Raw genomic sequence first — 17,266 nt, forward strand, 5'->3', positions numbered from 1 at the left:
GGAGGGATCGGCCCCTTCACGGGACGGGCGACGTCTCTACTCGATCAGGTCGCCGTTCAGGTCCGAGATGTCGTTCGGATTGGCCGGAGCCTTGCCCGTGCTCACCTGGAGGGGGATCACCCCGCCGGCGACCGCCGTCTCCTCCGCGCTCGGCGTCGTCGACACGACGGAGCCCTCAGGGATCGTCGCGGAGTCGACCGACTCGTGCATCCCGACGACGAAACCGGCGGCGGTGAGGATCGCCGTGGCGCTCTCGACCGTCTCGCCCGTGACGTCGGGGACCTCGGAGTTCGCCGCCGATCGCGGCGAGTACGCGAGCATCGAGGCCGGCGGTGCCGTGAAGTCGTCGCCGCCGTACTTCTCGTCGAGCGCCGTCATGATCGGCTTCCAGATGGCGTGCCGGGCGTTGGAGGCGCGGATGGTGCCCTTCTCGCCCGTCAGGCTGATGAAGCGCAGGTTCTGCTTGGTGTTGTCGGCGAAGCCGTTGATGCTGCCGACCCAGACCGCCAGGGAGGCGGCCTTGCTGGCGCCCGCCGTCCACACGTCGGCGGCCTCGTCGGTGGTGCCCGTCTTGCCGATGTGCTCGATCCCGTCGAAGGGGTTCGAGGCGTAGGCCGTTCCGGAGGTCATCACCCGCTGCATCGCGTACTGCATCCCTCGGGCGACCTCGGGCGACACGGAGGGCGTGCACGCCGATGCCGGGGCGGCGACGGCGTTGCCCTCGCTGTCGGTGATCCGGTCGATGACGATCGCCGAGCAGGTCGTGCCGTCGTTCGCGATCCCGGCGTAGGCGTTGGCCACCGTCAGGGGCGCGATCTCGTTCGTCCCGAGGACCGAGGCCGGCCCGTTGGCGAGCTCGCGGCCGTCGGCGCGGTGCATCCCGAACGACTCGGCGGTGGTGCGGATGTCGCAGAGGTCGAGCTGCTGCGCCATTCCCATGAAGCCGGTGTTGATCGAGTTCGTGGTCGCGCCGAGCGCGCTCATCGAGCTCGCGTCCTCCGACGGGTCGTCGTTGCGAGGCGAGAACCTGCCGTAGTAGCCGCCGTCGCCCTCGACGTTGCACTTCTGGGGGTAGGAGCTGAAGCCGGAGGTGGGGGAGGCGAACGACTCGTTGACGGTGTGCCCCGCCTTCAGCCACTGCGCCAGCGTGAACACCTTGTAGGTCGATCCGGTCTGCACGCCGGAGCCGCCGCCCATGCTGAGGTCGACGTTGAGGTTGATCGCGCTGTAGCCGGGGTTCGCGGCGAGGAACTGCTCGTCCTGGCTGTACTGCGTGTTCTGCACCATGGAGAGCACGCGGCCCGTCTTCGCCTCGACGGAGGCGGCCGTCGCGCCGACCTGGAAGCGCGGGTCGACGGAGGGGATGTAGGCGTTGAGCGCCGCCTGCGAGACCTGCTGGATGTCGAGGTCGAGGGTCGTCACGACGTCGAAGCCGCCCTGGCGGATGCGCTGATAGCGCTCGTCGTCGGTCGCCCCGAAGACGGAGTCGTTGCGGAGGACGTTCAGCACGTAGTCGCAGAAGTACGCGGCGTTGCCGGCGGTGGTGCAGCCGGTCGAGGGCTCCGTGATGTTCGGGGTGATCGGCTCGGCGACGGCGGCGTCGTGCGCGGCCTGGTCGATCCGGCCGTGCTTGAGCTCCTCCGAGAGGATGTAGTCGCGGCGCTCCTTGGTGGCGGCGTAGCCGTTGGCGGCGCCGTTCGCCTCGTCGCCCGGGTTGTCGAAGCGGAACTTCGCCGGGTTGTTCACGATCGCCAGCAGCGCGGCCGCCTGCGAGGTCGAGAGCTGGCTCGCGGGGATGCCGTAGTAGTAGTTCGCCGCGGCCTCGATGCCGTAGACGGTGCCCCCGAAGAGGGCGATGTTGAGGTAGCCGAGCAGGATGTCGTCCTTCGACGCCTCCTTCTCGAGGCCGATCGCGAGGCGCATCTCCTTGAGCTTGCGCTCGGGGGTCGGGTCCGTCGCCTCCTGGTAGGCCTTGTCGCGCGCGGCCTCGTCGGTGATCGACTCCGCCTTCTGCACCAGGACGTTCTTCACGTACTGCTGCGTGATCGACGACCCGCCCTGCAGGTCGTCGCCCGTGAGCGTGACGGCGATGGCCCGGAGCGTGCCCTGGAGGTCGATGCCGCCGTGCTCGTAGAAGCGCGGGTCCTCGCCGGCGACGGCCGCGTCCTTCGCGGACTGCGCGACGTCGTCCCAGCCGACCTCGACGCGGTTCTGGTCGTAGACGGAGGCGAGGAGGGTCGTCCCGTCGCTCGCGTAGACGTTGGTGCGCTGCATCAGCTGGCCCACGTCGAGGTAGCCCGGCAGGTTCTGGAACATGCCGATCGTGTTGCTCGTCGCCAGGCCCGTCAGCGCGAGGGCCGGCGTGACGCCGACGGTGATCAGGACGCCCGCCACGGCGCTCATCCCGATGAACCCCATGACCGCCCGCAGCGACATCCCGAGCGGCCGGACGGAGCGGCGGGATGCAGTGGGAAGTGCCATGGAGCGGTCGTCCTTTCGACGCGGCGCGGCGCCGCGGAGATGTGAGGGAGGGTGGCGAGAAGCCTCGCGAGCAGTCGCGCGATCCCCCGGGTTCATGGTACGTGACGGGTGCGCCCGCGGGGCGTCCTCCTCCCGGTGGAGATGAGGAGCTGGCGGGTGATGCGCAGGAGCGGGCGCGTCCGGGGTGCTGACCTCGGGTCGATGCATCCGTATCGTGGGGGGAGCGCCGCTCCGAGGGGCGCTGCAGCACCCGTTCCACCCACCGCTCCGGGGCCCCGGGCGGCCGGCCCCGGCAGAAAGCGCACACCATGGCACGCATCCACGACGACGTGACCCAGCTCGTCGGCAGGACCCCTCTCGTCCGCATCAACCGGCTGGAGGGCGCCGACCAGGCGACGGTCCTCGCCAAGCTCGAGTTCTACAACCCCGCGAACAGCGTGAAGGACCGCATCGGCGTCGCCATCATCGACGCGGCCGAGGCCTCCGGCGAGCTGCACCCCGGCGGGACGATCGTCGAGGGCACGAGCGGCAACACCGGCATCGCGCTCGCGATGGTGGGTGCCGCCCGCGGCTACAAGGTCGTCCTCACGATGCCCGAGACGATGTCCGTCGAGCGCCGGGTCCTCCTCCGCGCCTACGGAGCCGAGATCGTGCTCACCCCCGGCAGCGAGGGCATGCGCGGAGCGGTCGAGCGCGCCCGCGCGATCGTCGACGAGACCCCCGGCGCGATCCTCGCCCGCCAGTTCGAGAACGCCGCCAACCCCGAGGTGCACCGCCGCACCACCGCGGAGGAGGTCTGGGAGGACACCGACGGCGAGGTCGACGTCTTCGTGGCCGGCATCGGCACCGGCGGCACCATCACGGGAGTCGGCCAGGTGCTCAAGGAGCGCAAGCCCGGTGTGCAGATCATCGGAGTGGAGCCGATCGACTCCCCGCTCCTCACCCAGGGCACCGCCGGTCCGCACAAGATCCAGGGCATCGGCGCCAACTTCGTCCCCGCGATCCTCGACCGCGAGGTCTACGACGAGATCATCGACGTGACGCTCGACGACTCCGTGCGGGTGGCCCGCGAGATGGCCGCGCAGGAGGGGATCCTCGGCGGCATCTCCTCCGGCTCGATCATGTGGGCCGCGCTCGAGGTCGCGAAGCGCCCCGAGAACGCGGGGAAGACCATCGTCGCCATCGTCTGCGACTTCGGCGAGCGGTACATCTCGACCGTCCTGTACGAGGACCTCCGCAGCTGAGCCCCTCGAGACGAGGCGGGACGCCCCGCTCCGGACGCGACGGTCGGCCGGAGCGCCGCGTCCCGTCCGGACCGGAGCGTCCCGGGCTCCTCGCCCTGCTCCGCGAGGACGTCCGCACCGCCCGGGAGCGCGACCCCGCCGCCCGGAGCGCGGTGGAGGTCGTCCTCTCCTACCCGGGAGTGCACGCGGTCTGGGTGCACCGCGTCGCGCACGCCTGGTGGCGGCGGGGCCTCCGCCTGCCCGCCCGGCTGCTCAGCCAGGCGGCGCGCGCGGCGACCGGAGTGGAGATCCACCCCGGTGCGACCATCGGCCGGCGCCTGTTCATCGACCACGGCATGGGCGTCGTCATCGGCGAGACCGCGCGGATCGGCGATGACTGCATGCTCTACCACTCCGTCACGCTGGGCGGGAGGTCGGCCCGGCGCGAGCGTCGGCACCCCACGCTCGGCGACCGGGTGGTCGTCGGCGCCGGCGCGGTCGTCCTGGGCCCGCTCGTGCTCGGATCCGACGTCAGCGTGGGCGCGAACGCCGTCGTGGTGAAGGATGCGCCCGACGGGGCGGTGCTCGTCGGCATCCCGGCCCGCGATCTGCGCGATCAGGGCGGGGAGGAGGACCCGCTCGCCGGGTCCGGCCGCTCCACCGGCCCGGCGGGACGCGTCTAGCCGGCGACGCTCAGTCGTCGCCCCTCGGCGAGATGTCGCGCGGGGCGCTCTTGATCTGCGCGAAGGCGTCGAGTGCGTGCGCCCGCGTCTCCTTGAGGTCGACGAGGGGCGCCGGGTAGCCGTCCGCGCCTCCGGTCAGCGTGTCCTCGAGCGTCCACGGCTCGTGCACGGCGGCGCCCTCGACTCCGTCCAGCTCCGGCACGTTGTGGCGGATGTACTCGCCGGCCGGGTCGAACTTCCTCGACTGCGTGACCGGGTTGAAGACCCGGAAGAACGGCGACGCATCGGCTCCCGAGCCCGCGACCCACTGCCAGTTCGCGGCGTTGCTCGCCTGGTCCGCGTCGACCAGGGTGTCCCAGAACCACTCCTCGCCCACCCGCCAGTCGACCAGCAGGTTCTTGATCAGGAACGACGCGGTCACCATCCGGACCCGGTTGTGCATGTAGCCGGTGCTCCAGAGCTCGCGCATGCCGGCGTCCACCAGGGGGTAGCCGGTGCGCCCCTGGTGCCAGGCGTCGATCGCCTCCTGGCCGGGGCGTCCCCACGGGAAGGAGTCGAACCGGGTGTCGAAGTTCGCGGTCGCCAGATCCGGCCAGTGGAACAGCAGGTGGTAGCAGAACTCGCGCCAGAGCACCTCGGAGAGGAACCGGTCGCTGCCGTCGCCGCGGTGCAGGCCCTTCGCGTGCGCCTCCTCCAGGGCGTGCCACACCTGGAAGGGGCTGATCTCGCCCCACCTCAGGTGCGGGGAGAGGTTCGAGGTGGCGTCCTCCGCCGGCCGGTCGCGGCCGTCGGCGTAGTCGTCGAGCTGCTCCGCGAGGAACGCGCGCAGCCGGTCGGCCGCCGCCTTCTCGCCGGGGACCCAGCGCTCGCGCAGCCCTCCCGCCCAGTCGGGACGCGTGGGCAGCAGCTCCCAGTCGTCGAGGGCGTCGGAGGCGATGTCTCCCGTGACGCCGTCGAGCGAGCGGGGGCGGGGGAGCGGCGCGCGCGGCGTCGGCTTGGCGCGGCAGGCGCGGGCGAAGGGCGTGTAGACGGAGTAGGGGCCGCCGGCGCCGGTCTGCACGGTCCACGGCTCGAACATCAGCGAGCCCTGGTGGCTCTCGGCCTCGAGACCGCCGTTGCGGAGCGATTCCTTCACCGCCGCGTCGACGGTGCGCTCGGCCCTCCCGTAGCGGCGGTTCCAGTGCACGGCTCCGGCGCCGATCTCCTCGGCGAGCTGGAGGACGACGGCCTCGGCCGGCCCGCGGCGCAGGATCAGCGGGGCGCCGTGCTCGCGCAGGTCGGCGGCGAGGGCTGCGAGGCTGCCGTGCAGCCACCAGCGGGAGGCGCCCCCGAGCGGACGGATGCCCGCCGACTCCTCGTCGAGCACGTAGCAGACCGCGACGGGGCCGCCACGGTCGATCGCGGCGCGCAGAGCGGGGTTGTCGGCCAGGCGCAGGTCGTCGCGGAGCCAGACGAGGGTGGGGGAGGTGTCACTCATGGTGACCACCATGATCCGCGAGTCCCGCGCCGCGGCGAAGACCTGGCCGGTCGCTGCGGCCCGTGCTAGCGGGGACGGATCAGGCGGAGGCGATGCCGTCGCGGAGCTTGTCGCAGAGCGCGGTCAGCTGCTTCAGCTCGTCCTCGTCGAGGACGCCGCCGACCTGCTCCGAGATGGTCCTCATGTGGGTGAGCGCGACGCGGCGGAAGAGCGCGTAGCCCTCGTCGGTGATCGCGATGATCGTGCCGCGGGCGTCCGCCGGATCCTCGCTCTTCTCGACGCAGCCGCGGGCGGCGAGCCGGTCGATCAGCCTGCTGACGCTGGGCTGCGTCAGGAGGACGTGCCGGTTCAGGTCGCGCAGCCGTGCGCGCCGACCGGGCTGCCGGGTGAGGTTGAAGAGCACGTCGTACTCGTTCATCGAGATCTCCCGCGAGGGGAACTCGGTGCTCAGGGTGCGCATCACCTGGACCTGGGCGCGGAAGAGCGACTCCCAGGCGGCGACGGCCTCTCTCGACCCCACTGGTCCTCCTTCTCGGCGCTCAGGAAGCGGTTCCCTGACATCCAGACGCCGTACAGCCTACGCCGGGGTGCTGAGAGGAGGGGAGTCGGAGGAAGGGGGCCGGGGGAACGACAGAAGGCCGGCCGCTGAGGCGAGCGGCCGGCCTTCATTCCCTTGCACCAAGAGTGTCCTGCAATCACTTCTCGCGCTTCCCGCCACAGCAAACGGTCAACGCACTTGAACTATATAACGACCCGGTAACGACGCAACCCTCTCTTTCCTGAATCCTCCCTGAGCCGCCCCGCCCCGCCCGTCGCCGCGCCCGCTCGCGCTCCGCACGACTCTCTCCTGACCCAGGACGCCCCGTCTGCTGCCTCCGACGTCCGCACTGAACCGCAGCCCATCCCTGACCGTTGACGGACACGACGAGCACCTCCTGCCCTCGTCCCCCGCCGACGCGGCCCGGCCCCGTTGTCCTGCCCCGCGAGGCGCGACCCGCCCCGCCACGGCTTCGACCACGCAGCGGGCCGTCGAGCAGCCCTCCCCATGTGAGGGGCGGTGCGCGCACATCCCCGGAGGTCGGGAGGACGTTCCGCCCTCGAGGCGAACGCGGGAAACGCGTGTCAGCGTTTCCCGCTAGCCGGTCGCGACCCGCTCTCCGAATCGCGACCACTGGTGAAGCCGACCGCGGTAAGGAGAGCGCAAGCGCTCTCCTTACAATTCAGAACAGATCCGGCGACGGCGTCGACGCGTAGCGGATGGCGACGTCGGCGTGGCGGTCGAAGCGGTATCCGACTCCGCGGACGGTGCGCACGATCTCCTCGTAGCGGCCGAGCTTGGCGCGGAGGCGGCGGACGTGGACGTCGATGGTGCGCTCGTTCGGCGCGTCGTCGTCCGCGGCGCCCCAGAGCGAGGCGATGAGCTCGGCGCGCTCGATGGTGCGGCCCTCGCGGAGCACGAGGTACTGGAGGAGCTCGAACTCCTTGTAGGTGAGGGGGGTGGTCTCCTCGTCGAGGACGACGCGCTTGCGGGAGATGTCGATGACGACGCCGCCAGGTGCACGGTCGGGGTCGGGCTCGGCGTCGGAGCGGCGCTTGGCGACGGCGGCCGGGTCCTGCAGCGCGAGGCGGACCACGTCCACGTCGCGGCCGCCGGCGCCCTGCGGGGCGAGGGCGACGGAGGCGTAGGTCTCGGCGTCGGGGGCGAGCTGCGCCGTGACGCGCTTGAGCTCCTCGACCAGGCGGCCGAGGTCGACTCCGGCGGCGCGAGCTTTGGCCTCGTCGATGCCGACGTAGAGGGCGAAGCCGCGGGCCTCGGTGCCCTGGGGGACGGCGCGGAGGCGGGGTGCTGCGGGCGCGGCGTCGGCGACCGGCTGGAGGCGGGGCGCCTCGGTGGAGGTGGCGGCGGTGACGGTGCGGGTGTGGAGGAGGGTCATGACGAGTCCTTGGCTGGTCGGATCCGGGACGAGTGTCCGAGGGAGCGGATCCGGGTGTGCGCGATCGAGCCGGCCCGCGGTGCGCGGTGGCGGCAGAGACGGATGCGGGGCATCCAGGGGATCGTCCGCGCCTCGGACGCTCAGCCGATCGTGACGATCAGCGGGCGGAGGCGGTGCGGGGATCCGGCGAGGTCAGTTCCTCATGCACACATTCGACAGCACATGACGGGGCCACCGGCCATCATCATGCCGGCATTCCCGATGGCCTCGAGGGAGGTCAGGGCGTGCAGGGTGTCAGTCATGTCCGTCAGTAAAGCGGAGGCCGGTGCACGGCGTCAACACTTCCGTGGGGATGGACGGCGCGTCGGGGGTGGTTCCGGTGCTCGGGAGGAGGCGCGCGCCGTGACGGGGGATCGTGATGCGGCCGCTGCGCGGGCTGCTCGATCCGCAGGACGGGCTTTGCCGGACGGTCGCGGTGGGGTGTCGAGACCCTCGCTGCGCCGGCCGACCGGCACGGCTCAGCGGGGCTCCGTGTTCCGGCGCGCGACGCGAGGCCCGCTCGTCCGGGGGCCGGCGGGCTCAGCCCGCGAGGCCGTAGAGGCGGTCGCCCGCGTCGCCGAGGCCGGGGACGATGTAGCCGAGCTCGTTGAGCTTCTCGTCGAGGGAGCCGAGGACGATGGTCACGTCGCGGTCGCCGAAGGCCTTCTCGACGGCGGCCAGGCCCTCGGGGGCGGCGAGCAGGCAGACGGCGGTGACGTCGACCGCTCCCCGGTCGAAGAGGAACTGGATGGCCGCGACGAGCGAGCCGCCGGTCGCGAGCATCGGGTCGAGGACGAAGCACTGGCGGTTCGACAGGTCGTCGGGCAGGCGCTCCGCGTACGTGGTCGGCTCGAGCGTCTCCTCGTTGCGCGCCATGCCCAGGAAGCCGACCTCGGCGGTCGGGATGAGCTTGACCATGCCCTCGAGCATCCCGAGGCCGGCCCGGAGGATCGGGACGACCAGCGGCTGCGGGTCGCTGAGCGCGAGGCCGGTGGTCTGCGTCACGGGGGTCTCGATGGTGACGGTGCGGGTGCGGACGCCGCGGGTGGCCTCGTAGGCGAGGAGCGTCATCAGCTCCTCGGCGAGCTGCCGGAAGGTGGGGGAGGGGGTGCGCTTGTCACGCAGCACGGTGAGCTTGTGGGTGATCAGCGGGTGGTCGGCTACGTGGACGCGCATAAGCTCAATCTACTGGCCGGAGCGGCGCCCCACCGGCCGCAGCGGGCCGCCGCAGGAGGGGGAGCGATGCGCGACAGCGATCTCCGCGTCCCCCGCCGCTCCGAGGAGTGGATGGGCCTGGCGCTCGACGAGGCGCGGCGGGCCGCGGGCTGGGGCGACGTCCCCGTGGGCGCGGTGGTCCTCGACTCGGAGGGTGCGGTGCTCGGGCTCGGGCGCAACGAGCGCGAGCTGCGGCGGGATCCGACGGCGCACGCCGAGGTGGTCGCGATCCGCGCGGCGGCCGAGGCCCGCGGCGACTGGCATCTCGAGGGCTGCACGCTGGTGGTCACGCTCGAGCCGTGCGTGCTCTGCGCCGGAGCGATCCTGGCGGCGCGTATCGACCGCGTCGTCTTCGGCGCGTGGGACGAGAAGGCGGGCGCCTCCGGATCCGTGCACGATCTCCTCCGCGACCGCCGGCACAACCACGTGGTCGAGGTGTACCCCGGGGTCCGCGCCGCGGAGAGCTCGCGGCTCCTGCTCGACTTCTTCGCCGACCGCCGCTGACGCCGACCGCCGCCGAACCCCTCAGCTCGGAGCGCCCAGCCACTCCTTCAGCGCGAGCCGCGTCGCCGCGTGCATCCGCTCGAAGCGCTCCGCCGCGACGTCCTCGGCGAGCGCGGCGGCGTCGTAGCCCGCCGCTCCCGCCCACTCCCCGTCGCCCTCGAGCCACTGCGCAGCCATCGTGCCGGTCAGCTCGGGGTGGAACTGCACGCCGAGGAGCCAGTCCTCCACGGCGAACGCCTGCACCTCGCCCGCCGGCGACGACGCCAGCAGCGCCGCTCCGCTCGGCAGCGCGAAGGTGTCGCCGTGCCACTGCATCACGTCGACGCCGGCGAGGTGCCGGAGCGGGGAGCCGGCGCCCTCCTCCGTGAGCACGACCGGGCGGAAGCCGACCTCGCGGGCCGATCCCGGATGGACGGACTCGCCCAGGGCGGCCGCGATCAGCTGCGCTCCGAAGCAGACGCCGAGCGTGGGACGGCGGTGGTGCATCCGGTCCTGCAGGAGCGCGATCTCGGGGCTGATGAAGGGGTGCCGCGAGGTCTCGTAGACGCCGGCGCTGGAGCCCAGCGTGACGACGAGGTCGGGGGCGAGGATGTCGATCGCGTCGAGGTCCGTCCCTGCGACGGCGTCGACGGCGAACCCCCGCTCGGTCAGCATCGGCTCGAGCGCGCCGAGCCCGGCACCGCGCTCGTTGACGATCGCCAGGGCCCGGCGCATCTCAGGCGCTCCCGTGCGGCGCGGCCGGCGGGGAGGCGGCGGGCGGAGCGGCGGCAGCGGCCGCCTCCGTCACGGCCGGACGGGTCGCCGCCGATCCTGCGCGTCCACGGTCGACGTCGGGCTCGAGGTAGATCGTGGTGGCGGCGGGAACGGCCTCGCGGATCCGCTTCTCCGCGGCGTCGATCCCGGCGGCCACGTGCTCGAGGGTCTCGGCGGCCGGGAAGGCGAGCTTCGCGGCCACGAGGATCTCGTCCGGCCCGAGGTAGAGGGTGCGCATGTGGATGACGCGGTCGACGTCGCGCCCGGCCTCGAGCGCGGCGCGGATCGAGGCGGCGTCGGCGGGAGTCGCCCCCTCGCCGACCAGCAGGCTCTTCGTCTCGACGCCCAGCACGATCGCCACCACGATCAGCAGGGTGCCGATCATGATCGTTCCGATCGCGTCGTAGACCGAGTCGCCGGTGATCACGGTCAGCCCGACTCCGAGCAGCGCGAACGTCAGGCCGGTGAGCGCGGCGACGTCCTCGAGGAGCACGACCGGCAGCTCCTGCGCCTTCGCCCGGCGGATGAACTGGAACCAGGACTGCGAGCCGCGGACCCGGTTCGACTCCTTCACTCCGGTGCGCAGCGAGTAGCCCTCGAGGCAGATCGAGATCACGAGGACCAGGATCGGCAGCCAGGCGTTCTCGAGCTCGTGCGGCTCGGCGATCTTCTCGATGCCCTCGTAGAGGGAGAAGACGCCGCCGACGGAGAACAGGATGATCGACACCACGAAGGCGTAGACGTAGCGCTCGCGCCCGTAGCCGAACGGGTGCTCCTCGTCGGCGGCCTTCCGCGACTTGCGGCCGCCGAGCAGCAGGAGCAGCTGATTGCCGGAGTCGGCGAGCGAGTGCACGCCCTCGGCGAGCATGGAGGCGGATCCGGAGAAGAACCAGGCGACGAACTTCGTCAGGGCGATGCCGAGGTTGGCCGCGAGCGCCGCGATGATCGCGGTGCCGCCTCCGGATGCGCTCACGTGGTCTCCTCGGGCTCGCCGCTGGATGGTCGGGCCATCCTACGAGGCGCCGGACCGCACCCGGACCCCCTTGCCGCGGGCTCTTCGTAGGATGAGCGACGTGACCGATGCGCCCGTCCTGCTCCCGTCCATCGCCGTCCTCGGCCTCGGCTCGATGGGGGGCGCGATCCTCCAGGGCCTGCTGGCTCCCGGCGTGCGCGTCGAGGGGGGCGTGCGGGTGACCAACCGCGACTCCGCGAAGGCCGCCGCGTGGGACGGCCACCCGGTGGTCACCGCCTTCGCCACCGCGGACGACCCGGAGGCCAACCGGCGTGCGGTCGAGGGCGCGGCGATCGTGCTCGTGGCCGTCAAGCCGCACATGGTGCCGGACCTGCTCGACGAGATCGCCGACGCGCTCGCCCCGGGCGCGGTCGTCGTCTCCGTCGCCGCCGGCGTGACCGCGGCCACGTTCGAGCGGCACCTGCCCGCGTCCGTCGCCGTGCTCCGCTCGATGCCGAACACTCCCGCGGTCGTGGGCCGCGCCGTCACCGGCCTCAGCGCGGGCACGCGGTCCGGCGACGAGGACCTGGCGCTCGTGCGCCGCCTGTTCGAGACGGTCGGCGAGGTGGTCGAGGTGCCGGAGTCGCAGCTCGACGCGCTCTCGACGATCTCCGGCTCGGGGCCCGCCTACGTGTTCCTGCTGATCGAGGAGCTCATCGCGGCCGCTGTCGCGAAGGGCTTCACTCCGGAGCAGGCGTCGACGATGGTGGTCGGCACGTTCCGCGGCGCGGCCGAGCTGCTCGCCCACTCCGGCGAGGAGCCCGCGGAGTTGCGCCGGCGGGTCACGAGCCCGAAGGGCACCACCGAGCGGGCCGTCGCAGTCCTGCAGGAGGCCGACCTCGCCGCCCTCTTCACGCGGGCGACCGACGCCGCGCTGGCCCGCGCCCGCGAGCTCGCCGCCTCCTGACTCCGCCCTCCTCTCCGCGAGACGCCGCTCGGGTACGCGACACGCCGGAGCGGGCGTACCGGAGCGGCATCCCGCAGAGGAGGAGGAGGAGGGAGGGGGCGCCGCTCAGGAGCCGAGGGCCGCGAAGCGCTCGATGTCACTGGGGGTGCCGCTGACCACGATGAGGTCGTGGTTCGAGACCACGGTCTGCTCGGTCGCGTAGGTGAAGGGCTTGCCCGGGCTCTTGACGCCGACGACGGTCACGCGGTGCTTGCGGCGCACGCCCGACTCCGTGAGCGTCAGCCCCCGGATCGGCTTGGGCGGGTACATCTTCGCGAGCACGAAGTCGTCGTCGAACTCGATGAAGTCGAGCATGCGGCCCGAGACCAGGTGCGCGACGCGCTCGCCCGCCTCCGCCTCGGGGTAGATCACGTGGTTCGCGCCGATCCGCTCGAGGATCTTGCCGTGCGAGCGCGAGATCGCCTTCGCCCAGATCTGCGGGATCTTGAGGTCGACGAGGTTCGCGGTGATCAGCACGGACGCCTCGATGGAGGAGCCGACCGCGACGACGGCGACCTGGAAGTCCTGCGCGCCGATCTGCGCGAGGGCGTCGAGCGAGCGGGCGTCGGCCTGCACCGCGTGGGTGACCCGCTCCGACCACTTCTGCACGAGACCGGCGTCGGCGTCGATGGCGAGGACCTCGCGGTCGAGGCGGTCGAGCTGGCCGGCCGTGGCGGCTCCGAAGCGCCCGAGGCCGATCACCAGCACCGGGGCGTCGTACCTGATGCGGTCAACCAACGATGGGCCTCTCTTCCGGTCGTCTGAACAACTGCCTCCGCTGGCTCGCGGCGAGCGCGGCGGCGAGAGTCACGGTACCAACGCGGCCCATGAACATCGTCAGCGCCAGGATGTAGACCCCGGACGGCGGCAGCTCCGCGGTGAGCCCCGTCGAGAGCCCGGAGGTCGCGAAGGCCGAGATCACGTCGAAGAGCACGTGGTCGAGCGAGGCCTTGGTGATGTGCAGGATCAGGACGCTCGACACGGCGACCGTCGTCGCGCCCCACAGCACGACCGAGACGGCCAGGCGGAGGACGTCGTTCGGGATCCGGCGGCCGAACGCCTCCATGTCGTTGTTGCCTCGGGCCTCGGCGAAGGCGGCCAGGAACAGGATCGCGAGGGTCGTGACCTTGATCCCGCCGGCCGTGGAGGCCGATCCTCCGCCGATGAACATCAGCATGTCGGTCACGAGCAGGCTCGAGCCGTTGAGGTCGGGGATCGAGATCGTCGAGAAGCCGCCCGACCGCGTCATCGTCGAGAGGAAGAAGGACTGGAAGACGGTGTCTCCCGCATCGAGGCTGCCGAAGGTCCTCGGATTGTCGAACTCGAGCACGATGTAGAGGACGGCCCCGGCGACGAGCAGGATCACGGAGGTGACCAGCGTCAGCTTCACGTGCACCGACCACTTGCGCGGGCGCCGCCAGCCGCGGGAGAAGGCGTAGATGACGGGGAAGCCGATCGAGCCGAGGAAGACGCCGAGCATCAGGATGCCGAGGAACCAGTAGTCGTCCTCGAACGGGGTGAGGCCCGCGGCGTTCGGGGCGAAGCCGGTGTTCGTGAACGCCATCGCGGAGTAGTAGAAGGAGTGCCAGACGGCCTCGCCGATCGGGATCCCGTCGATCAGCATCCGCGGGAACAGCAGGAGCGCGACGATGATCTCGATCGCGGCGGCGCTGATCGCGACGGTGGCGAGCAGTCCGCCGATCTCGCCCAGGCGCACGGCCTGGCCCTCGGCGACGGGGCCGGAGTGGATCCGCAGCGGGTTCGAGTCGCTGGCGACCATGAGCTTCGCCCGGAGCCCGAGGCGGCGCGAGATCGCCAGGCCCATGATCGAGGCGAGCGTCAGCACTCCCAGAGCGCCGATGTTCACGCCGACGAAGATGATCGAGTGGCCGAACGCCGACCAGTGCGTCGCCATGTCGACCGTCGCGAGGCCGGTCACGCAGATCACCGACATCGCGGTGAAGAAGGCGTCGTGCAGCGGAGTGACGGTGCCCGTGGTGCTCGACACCGGCAGCGAGAACAGCAGGGTGAACACGAGCACGAGCGCCGAGAAGATGAGGATCGCGAAGCGGGACGGCGAGCGTCCGGCGAAGTCGTCGACGAGGTCGCGGGCCCGCTCGAACCCCGACCAGGGGGAGACGGGCGAGACGCCCACGGGGCTGCGGAACTGCTGCCGAACCACCACGGCGGATCCTCCACTCGATCGCGGCCATGCTACCCGCTCGGTGCCGGGCCCCCGGGGCGCTGACTAGCCTGGGCGCATGGCTGACATCTTCGGGGTGATCGCGGACGGGACCCGCCGGGACATCCTCGCCCTGCTGCTCGAGCAGCGGCGGGACGGCTCGGCCGAGGGCATGAGCGTGTCGCGGATCGTGGCGCGCCTCGAGCTGAGCCAGCCGACCGTCTCCAAGCACCTCAAGGTGCTGCGCGAGACCGGCCTCGTCACGGTGCGCGAGAGCGGACAGCACCGCTTCTACGCGCTCGAGTACGCGCCGCTGGCGGAGGTCGAGGACTGGCTGCTGCCCTTCCTCGCCGAGGACGAGGCGGCCGGCGCCCTGCTCGACGCTCCGACCGCGGCCCGGGCGGAGTCGCTGGGTCGGGCGCTCGCCGAGCGCACCCACCAGGTCAGCACCGTGGTGCAGGACATCCAGCGGGGCGTCAGCGAGGGAGCGACGAAGGTCGCGGAGGCGCTGCGCATCCGCAAGTGAGGGGCGCCGAGGAGCCGGAAACGGTGGAGCCCCGGGTCGTGTAAGCTCGCGGGAGCCAGTTTTTCGTAAGCGGCCGCCCGTCGGGCGGTCGACCCCCTGAACGTTGTGAGGTCTTCGTGGGTTCTGTCATCAAGAAGCGTCGCAAGCGTATGGCGAAGAAGAAGCACCGCAAGCTGCTTCGCAAGACTCGCCACCAGCGTCGCAACAAGAAGTAGGCTCGCGCCTCTTCCCACTCGAGCGTCCGCCCTTCCGGGGTCGGGCGCTCGTCTGCGTTCAGGAGATGATCCCGGCGGCGCTCGCCGTCTCGGCGCCCGTCGCCGGGGTCGCCGTACACTGACCGCATGGTGGACGTGGAGCTGACACTCGTGGGCAAGCCGGGCTGTCATCTCTGCGACGACGCGCGGACCGTGGTCGAGCAGGTAGTCGCCGATCTGGGCGGCGAGGCGTCGGTCGCCGTCTCGGAGGTGTCGATCCTCGACGATCCCGAGCTGCACGAGCGCTTCGTCGAGGAGATCCCGGTGGTGCTGATCGACGGGCGCGTGCACACCTTCTGGCGGGTCGATCCCGCGCGGCTCCGGCGGGCCCTCCTCGATCGCGGGTGAGCTTCGACCGGGCCGTCCGGACGGAAGCACGACCGCGACGTCCCTCTGACGGGGGACGGGACGGCTCGCGATAGCTCGCCTCTCGCCCTTACCCTCGTGAGGGGGGAGTGCGCTCCTCCGTGCGCGGACGCAGATCGTCGCCCGTGGAGGAAGGAACCGCCATGCCGTCATCCCGCCGACTCGCCCTGCCCGCCGCCGCTCTCGCGGCGCTCGTGCTCGGCCTGGCCCTCCCCGGAGCGGCCGTCGCGGCACCCTCCGCCTCGACGGTCTCGACCACGGTCGAGCAGCCGGCCGCGACGACAATCCCCGGCGTACCGGAGGATCCCGAGCAGCCGGGCGACGGCGGCTCCGACCCCGTTCCCGGCGTCCCCGAGGAGCCCTCCGTTCCCGGAGTGCCCGAGGAGCCGGCAGAACCCGAGCAGCCCGCGCCCGTCGACCCCGCCCCCGTGGACCCCGCGCCGGTCGATCCGGCACCGGTCGACCCCGCGCCCCAGCAGCCGAGCCAGCCCTCCACCGGCGGCGGATCCACTGGCGGCGGATCGACCGGCGGCGGCGGCCAGCAGGGCGGCTCCGGCGGCGGCCAGCCCTCCACCGGCGGCGGATCGTCCTCCGGCGGCTCCGGCTCCGGCGGCGGCACCTCTGGCGGCGGCACCTCCACCGGCGGAGGGACGTCCGGCGGCACCTCCGGCGGCGGCACCACCTCCGGCACCACCACGTCCGGCACCGCCGGCTCCTCCGGTGCGGGCGCCGTCACTCCGGCGGCGTCGGCCCCCGGACGCACCGAGCTCGGCACCTCGACCGAGGGCGCGAAGCCGGCGGCCGGTGCCGCGACCGCGGACGTCTTCCTCACCCGCGAGCTCGCCGTCCAGCCGGAGGCGCTCACCGTCGAGCTCGCCCGGTTCTACGGCGTCGGCTTCTCGTACACCGGCTTCGCCAGCGGCGAGGCCGTCTCCGCGGTCCTCCGCGACCCGAACGGCACCAAGACCCCGCTGACCCTCGAGGCGGGGAGCGGCACCGCGACCGTGCCGACCGCGCTGATCACCAAGTCGGGCGCCTTCACGGTCGACCTCACGGGCGACCAGGGCTCCGCCGCCAAGGTCGTCTTCCGGCTCGCGCCCTCCACCGGCAACGGCCTCCTGCTCGAGCCGCGCGAGCTCGGCGACGGCAGCACCGAGGCGCCCCGCGGCGCCGTCTGGGGCTTCGACGCCGACGAGGAGGTCGCCGTGGGCGCCTTCGAGACCTCCGGAGCCCGCGCCGACCTGGCCGCCGGCGACGTCGCCGTGCAGTCCGACTCCATCGGCTGGGCCGAGCTGGCGCTGGGCGACGCGGTCGTCGCCGACCCCGACCCCTCCGTCTACTGCGTCGTCGCCTTCGGTCGCGAGTCGCACCGCACGGCAGCCGTGACCGTCTCCTACCGTGACAGCGACACCACGGCCGCACCGTGGGAGGCGCAGCAGGTCTGCGGCACCGCGATCAGCGCCGCGCGCACCGCCTTCCTCAGCACGGCCGCCTCGGCGGGACCGGCCGGCATCACACCGACCACCGCGCTGATGATCGGCGGCGGCGCGGTCGCCGCGTCGCTCGTCGCCTGCGCGGCCGTCCTGGTCGTGATGCGCCGCCGGCGCATGAACACGGACCTCTTCATCGGCGGACCGCTGCCGCGCACGCAGAGCGACTGACGCGTCCGGA

Annotated in this window: 17 protein-coding genes; 8 read left to right on the forward strand and 9 right to left on the reverse strand. The window is 72.3% G+C overall.

The features are described 5' to 3' along the window. Nucleotides 1–36 precede the first annotated feature (36 nt). The gene (locus C5B92_RS03955) at nucleotides 37–2,481 is read right to left on the reverse strand and encodes a penicillin-binding protein (protein WP_181028729.1); all 2,445 of its coding nucleotides are present in this window, start codon (nucleotides 2,479–2,481) and stop codon (nucleotides 37–39) included. Between the two features lie 308 nt (nucleotides 2,482–2,789). Between C5B92_RS03955 and cysK the strand changes: the two genes are divergently transcribed. Beyond that, nucleotides 2,790–3,725 (forward strand): cysteine synthase A, encoded by a 936-nt coding sequence (cysK, locus tag C5B92_RS03960; RefSeq protein ID WP_104237779.1) that lies wholly within the window; start codon nucleotides 2,790–2,792, stop codon nucleotides 3,723–3,725. Between the two features lie 95 nt (nucleotides 3,726–3,820). Further along, a complete protein-coding gene (gene epsC / locus C5B92_RS03965) occupies nucleotides 3,821–4,387 on the forward strand; it encodes a serine O-acetyltransferase EpsC (RefSeq protein WP_104224204.1) in 567 nt (188 codons plus the stop codon). A 10-nt stretch (nucleotides 4,388–4,397) separates the two neighbouring features. On the opposite strand, the gene C5B92_RS03970 is transcribed toward epsC, so the two are convergent. The 4 genes from C5B92_RS03970 to upp all read right to left on the reverse strand — a co-directional run bounded on the left by C5B92_RS03970 (nucleotide 4,398) and on the right by upp (nucleotide 9,013). After that, the gene (locus tag C5B92_RS03970) at nucleotides 4,398–5,864 is read right to left on the reverse strand and encodes a deoxyribodipyrimidine photo-lyase (protein WP_104254896.1); all 1,467 of its coding nucleotides are present in this window, start codon (nucleotides 5,862–5,864) and stop codon (nucleotides 4,398–4,400) included. 79 nt (nucleotides 5,865–5,943) lie between these two features. Continuing rightward, nucleotides 5,944–6,324 carry a MarR family winged helix-turn-helix transcriptional regulator gene (locus C5B92_RS03975; RefSeq protein WP_104226067.1) on the reverse strand — a complete coding sequence of 127 codons (381 nt, stop codon included), beginning with the start codon at nucleotides 6,322–6,324 and terminating at the stop codon, nucleotides 5,944–5,946. A 760-nt stretch (nucleotides 6,325–7,084) separates the two neighbouring features. After that, the gene (locus tag C5B92_RS03980; RefSeq protein ID WP_104254861.1) at nucleotides 7,085–7,798 is read right to left on the reverse strand and encodes a winged helix-turn-helix domain-containing protein; all 714 of its coding nucleotides are present in this window, start codon (nucleotides 7,796–7,798) and stop codon (nucleotides 7,085–7,087) included. A gap of 579 nt (nucleotides 7,799–8,377) precedes the next feature. After that, complete coding sequence (gene upp / locus C5B92_RS03985; protein ID WP_104224850.1) at nucleotides 8,378–9,013, reverse strand: uracil phosphoribosyltransferase; 636 nt, start codon at nucleotides 9,011–9,013, stop codon at nucleotides 8,378–8,380. 66 nt (nucleotides 9,014–9,079) lie between these two features. Between upp and C5B92_RS03990 the strand changes: the two genes are divergently transcribed. Further along, the gene (locus C5B92_RS03990; RefSeq protein ID WP_104254860.1) at nucleotides 9,080–9,556 is read left to right on the forward strand and encodes a nucleoside deaminase; all 477 of its coding nucleotides are present in this window, start codon (nucleotides 9,080–9,082) and stop codon (nucleotides 9,554–9,556) included. 21 nt (nucleotides 9,557–9,577) lie between these two features. Here C5B92_RS03990 and C5B92_RS03995 read toward each other — a convergent pair whose 3' ends face one another. Both C5B92_RS03995 and C5B92_RS04000 read right to left on the reverse strand, forming a co-directional pair. Beyond that, nucleotides 9,578–10,270, reverse strand: a complete 693-nt coding sequence (locus C5B92_RS03995) for a gamma-glutamyl-gamma-aminobutyrate hydrolase family protein (RefSeq protein ID WP_104254859.1) — start codon at nucleotides 10,268–10,270, stop codon at nucleotides 9,578–9,580. 1 nt (nucleotide 10,271) lies between these two features. Then, on the reverse strand, nucleotides 10,272–11,282 hold the full coding sequence (locus C5B92_RS04000; protein ID WP_104350092.1) for a cation diffusion facilitator family transporter: 1,011 nt from the start codon (nucleotides 11,280–11,282) through the stop codon (nucleotides 10,272–10,274). A gap of 91 nt (nucleotides 11,283–11,373) precedes the next feature. Between C5B92_RS04000 and proC the strand changes: the two genes are divergently transcribed. Then, on the forward strand, nucleotides 11,374–12,228 hold the full coding sequence (proC, locus tag C5B92_RS04005) for a pyrroline-5-carboxylate reductase (protein ID WP_104254857.1): 855 nt from the start codon (nucleotides 11,374–11,376) through the stop codon (nucleotides 12,226–12,228). A 105-nt stretch (nucleotides 12,229–12,333) separates the two neighbouring features. Here the strand turns inward: proC and C5B92_RS04010 are convergent, their stop codons facing one another. Together C5B92_RS04010 and C5B92_RS04015 are read right to left on the reverse strand one after the other, a co-directional pair. Further along, nucleotides 12,334–13,005, reverse strand: coding sequence for a TrkA family potassium uptake protein (locus C5B92_RS04010; protein ID WP_068255410.1), 672 nt, complete (start codon nucleotides 13,003–13,005; stop codon nucleotides 12,334–12,336). After that, the gene (locus tag C5B92_RS04015) at nucleotides 12,998–14,422 is read right to left on the reverse strand and encodes a TrkH family potassium uptake protein (RefSeq protein ID WP_104254895.1); all 1,425 of its coding nucleotides are present in this window, start codon (nucleotides 14,420–14,422) and stop codon (nucleotides 12,998–13,000) included. The genes C5B92_RS04010 and C5B92_RS04015 overlap by 8 nt, the downstream gene beginning before the upstream one ends. A 106-nt stretch (nucleotides 14,423–14,528) precedes the next feature. Between C5B92_RS04015 and C5B92_RS04020 the strand changes: the two genes are divergently transcribed. The 4 genes from C5B92_RS04020 (at nucleotide 14,529) to C5B92_RS04035 (ending at nucleotide 17,256) form a co-directional block, all read left to right on the forward strand. Beyond that, a complete protein-coding gene (locus C5B92_RS04020) occupies nucleotides 14,529–14,975 on the forward strand; it encodes a helix-turn-helix transcriptional regulator (RefSeq protein ID WP_104224854.1) in 447 nt (148 codons plus the stop codon). Nucleotides 14,976–15,091: 116 nt separating this feature from the next. Further along, complete coding sequence (locus C5B92_RS04025) at nucleotides 15,092–15,190, forward strand: 30S ribosomal protein bS22 (protein ID WP_003792170.1); 99 nt, start codon at nucleotides 15,092–15,094, stop codon at nucleotides 15,188–15,190. Nucleotides 15,191–15,316: 126 nt separating this feature from the next. After that, nucleotides 15,317–15,577 carry a glutaredoxin family protein gene (locus C5B92_RS04030; protein ID WP_104224855.1) on the forward strand — a complete coding sequence of 87 codons (261 nt, stop codon included), beginning with the start codon at nucleotides 15,317–15,319 and terminating at the stop codon, nucleotides 15,575–15,577. Between the two features lie 161 nt (nucleotides 15,578–15,738). Beyond that, entirely contained in the window at nucleotides 15,739–17,256 is a 1,518-nt protein-coding gene (locus C5B92_RS04035) for a hypothetical protein (protein ID WP_104254856.1), read from the forward strand. Nucleotides 17,257–17,266: the final 10 nt, after the last annotated feature.

Origin of the sequence: Rathayibacter sp. AY1A4, assembly GCF_002930955.1 — a bacterium.
Lineage (GTDB): Bacteria > Actinomycetota > Actinomycetes > Actinomycetales > Microbacteriaceae > Rathayibacter.

Bases quoted from the DNA above. Each gene is read 5' to 3' on its own strand.
- C5B92_RS03955 (WP_181028729.1), bottom strand. From the start codon at position 2,481: ATGGCACTTCCCACTGCATCCCGCCGCTCCGTCCGGCCGCTCGGGATG.
- cysK (WP_104237779.1), top strand. From the start codon at position 2,790: ATGGCACGCATCCACGACGACGTGACCCAGCTCGTCGGCAGGACCCCT.
- C5B92_RS03970 (WP_104254896.1), bottom strand. From the start codon at position 5,864: ATGAGTGACACCTCCCCCACCCTCGTCTGGCTCCGCGACGACCTGCGC.
- C5B92_RS03975 (WP_104226067.1), bottom strand. From the start codon at position 6,324: ATGCGCACCCTGAGCACCGAGTTCCCCTCGCGGGAGATCTCGATGAAC.
- C5B92_RS03980 (WP_104254861.1), bottom strand. From the start codon at position 7,798: ATGACCCTCCTCCACACCCGCACCGTCACCGCCGCCACCTCCACCGAG.
- upp (WP_104224850.1), bottom strand. From the start codon at position 9,013: ATGCGCGTCCACGTAGCCGACCACCCGCTGATCACCCACAAGCTCACC.
- C5B92_RS03990 (WP_104254860.1), top strand. From the start codon at position 9,080: ATGCGCGACAGCGATCTCCGCGTCCCCCGCCGCTCCGAGGAGTGGATG.
- C5B92_RS03995 (WP_104254859.1), bottom strand. From the start codon at position 10,270: ATGCGCCGGGCCCTGGCGATCGTCAACGAGCGCGGTGCCGGGCTCGGC.
- proC (WP_104254857.1), top strand. From the start codon at position 11,374: ATGAGCGACGTGACCGATGCGCCCGTCCTGCTCCCGTCCATCGCCGTC.
- C5B92_RS04020 (WP_104224854.1), top strand. From the start codon at position 14,529: ATGGCTGACATCTTCGGGGTGATCGCGGACGGGACCCGCCGGGACATC.
- C5B92_RS04030 (WP_104224855.1), top strand. From the start codon at position 15,317: ATGGTGGACGTGGAGCTGACACTCGTGGGCAAGCCGGGCTGTCATCTC.
- C5B92_RS04035 (WP_104254856.1), top strand. From the start codon at position 15,739: ATGCCGTCATCCCGCCGACTCGCCCTGCCCGCCGCCGCTCTCGCGGCG.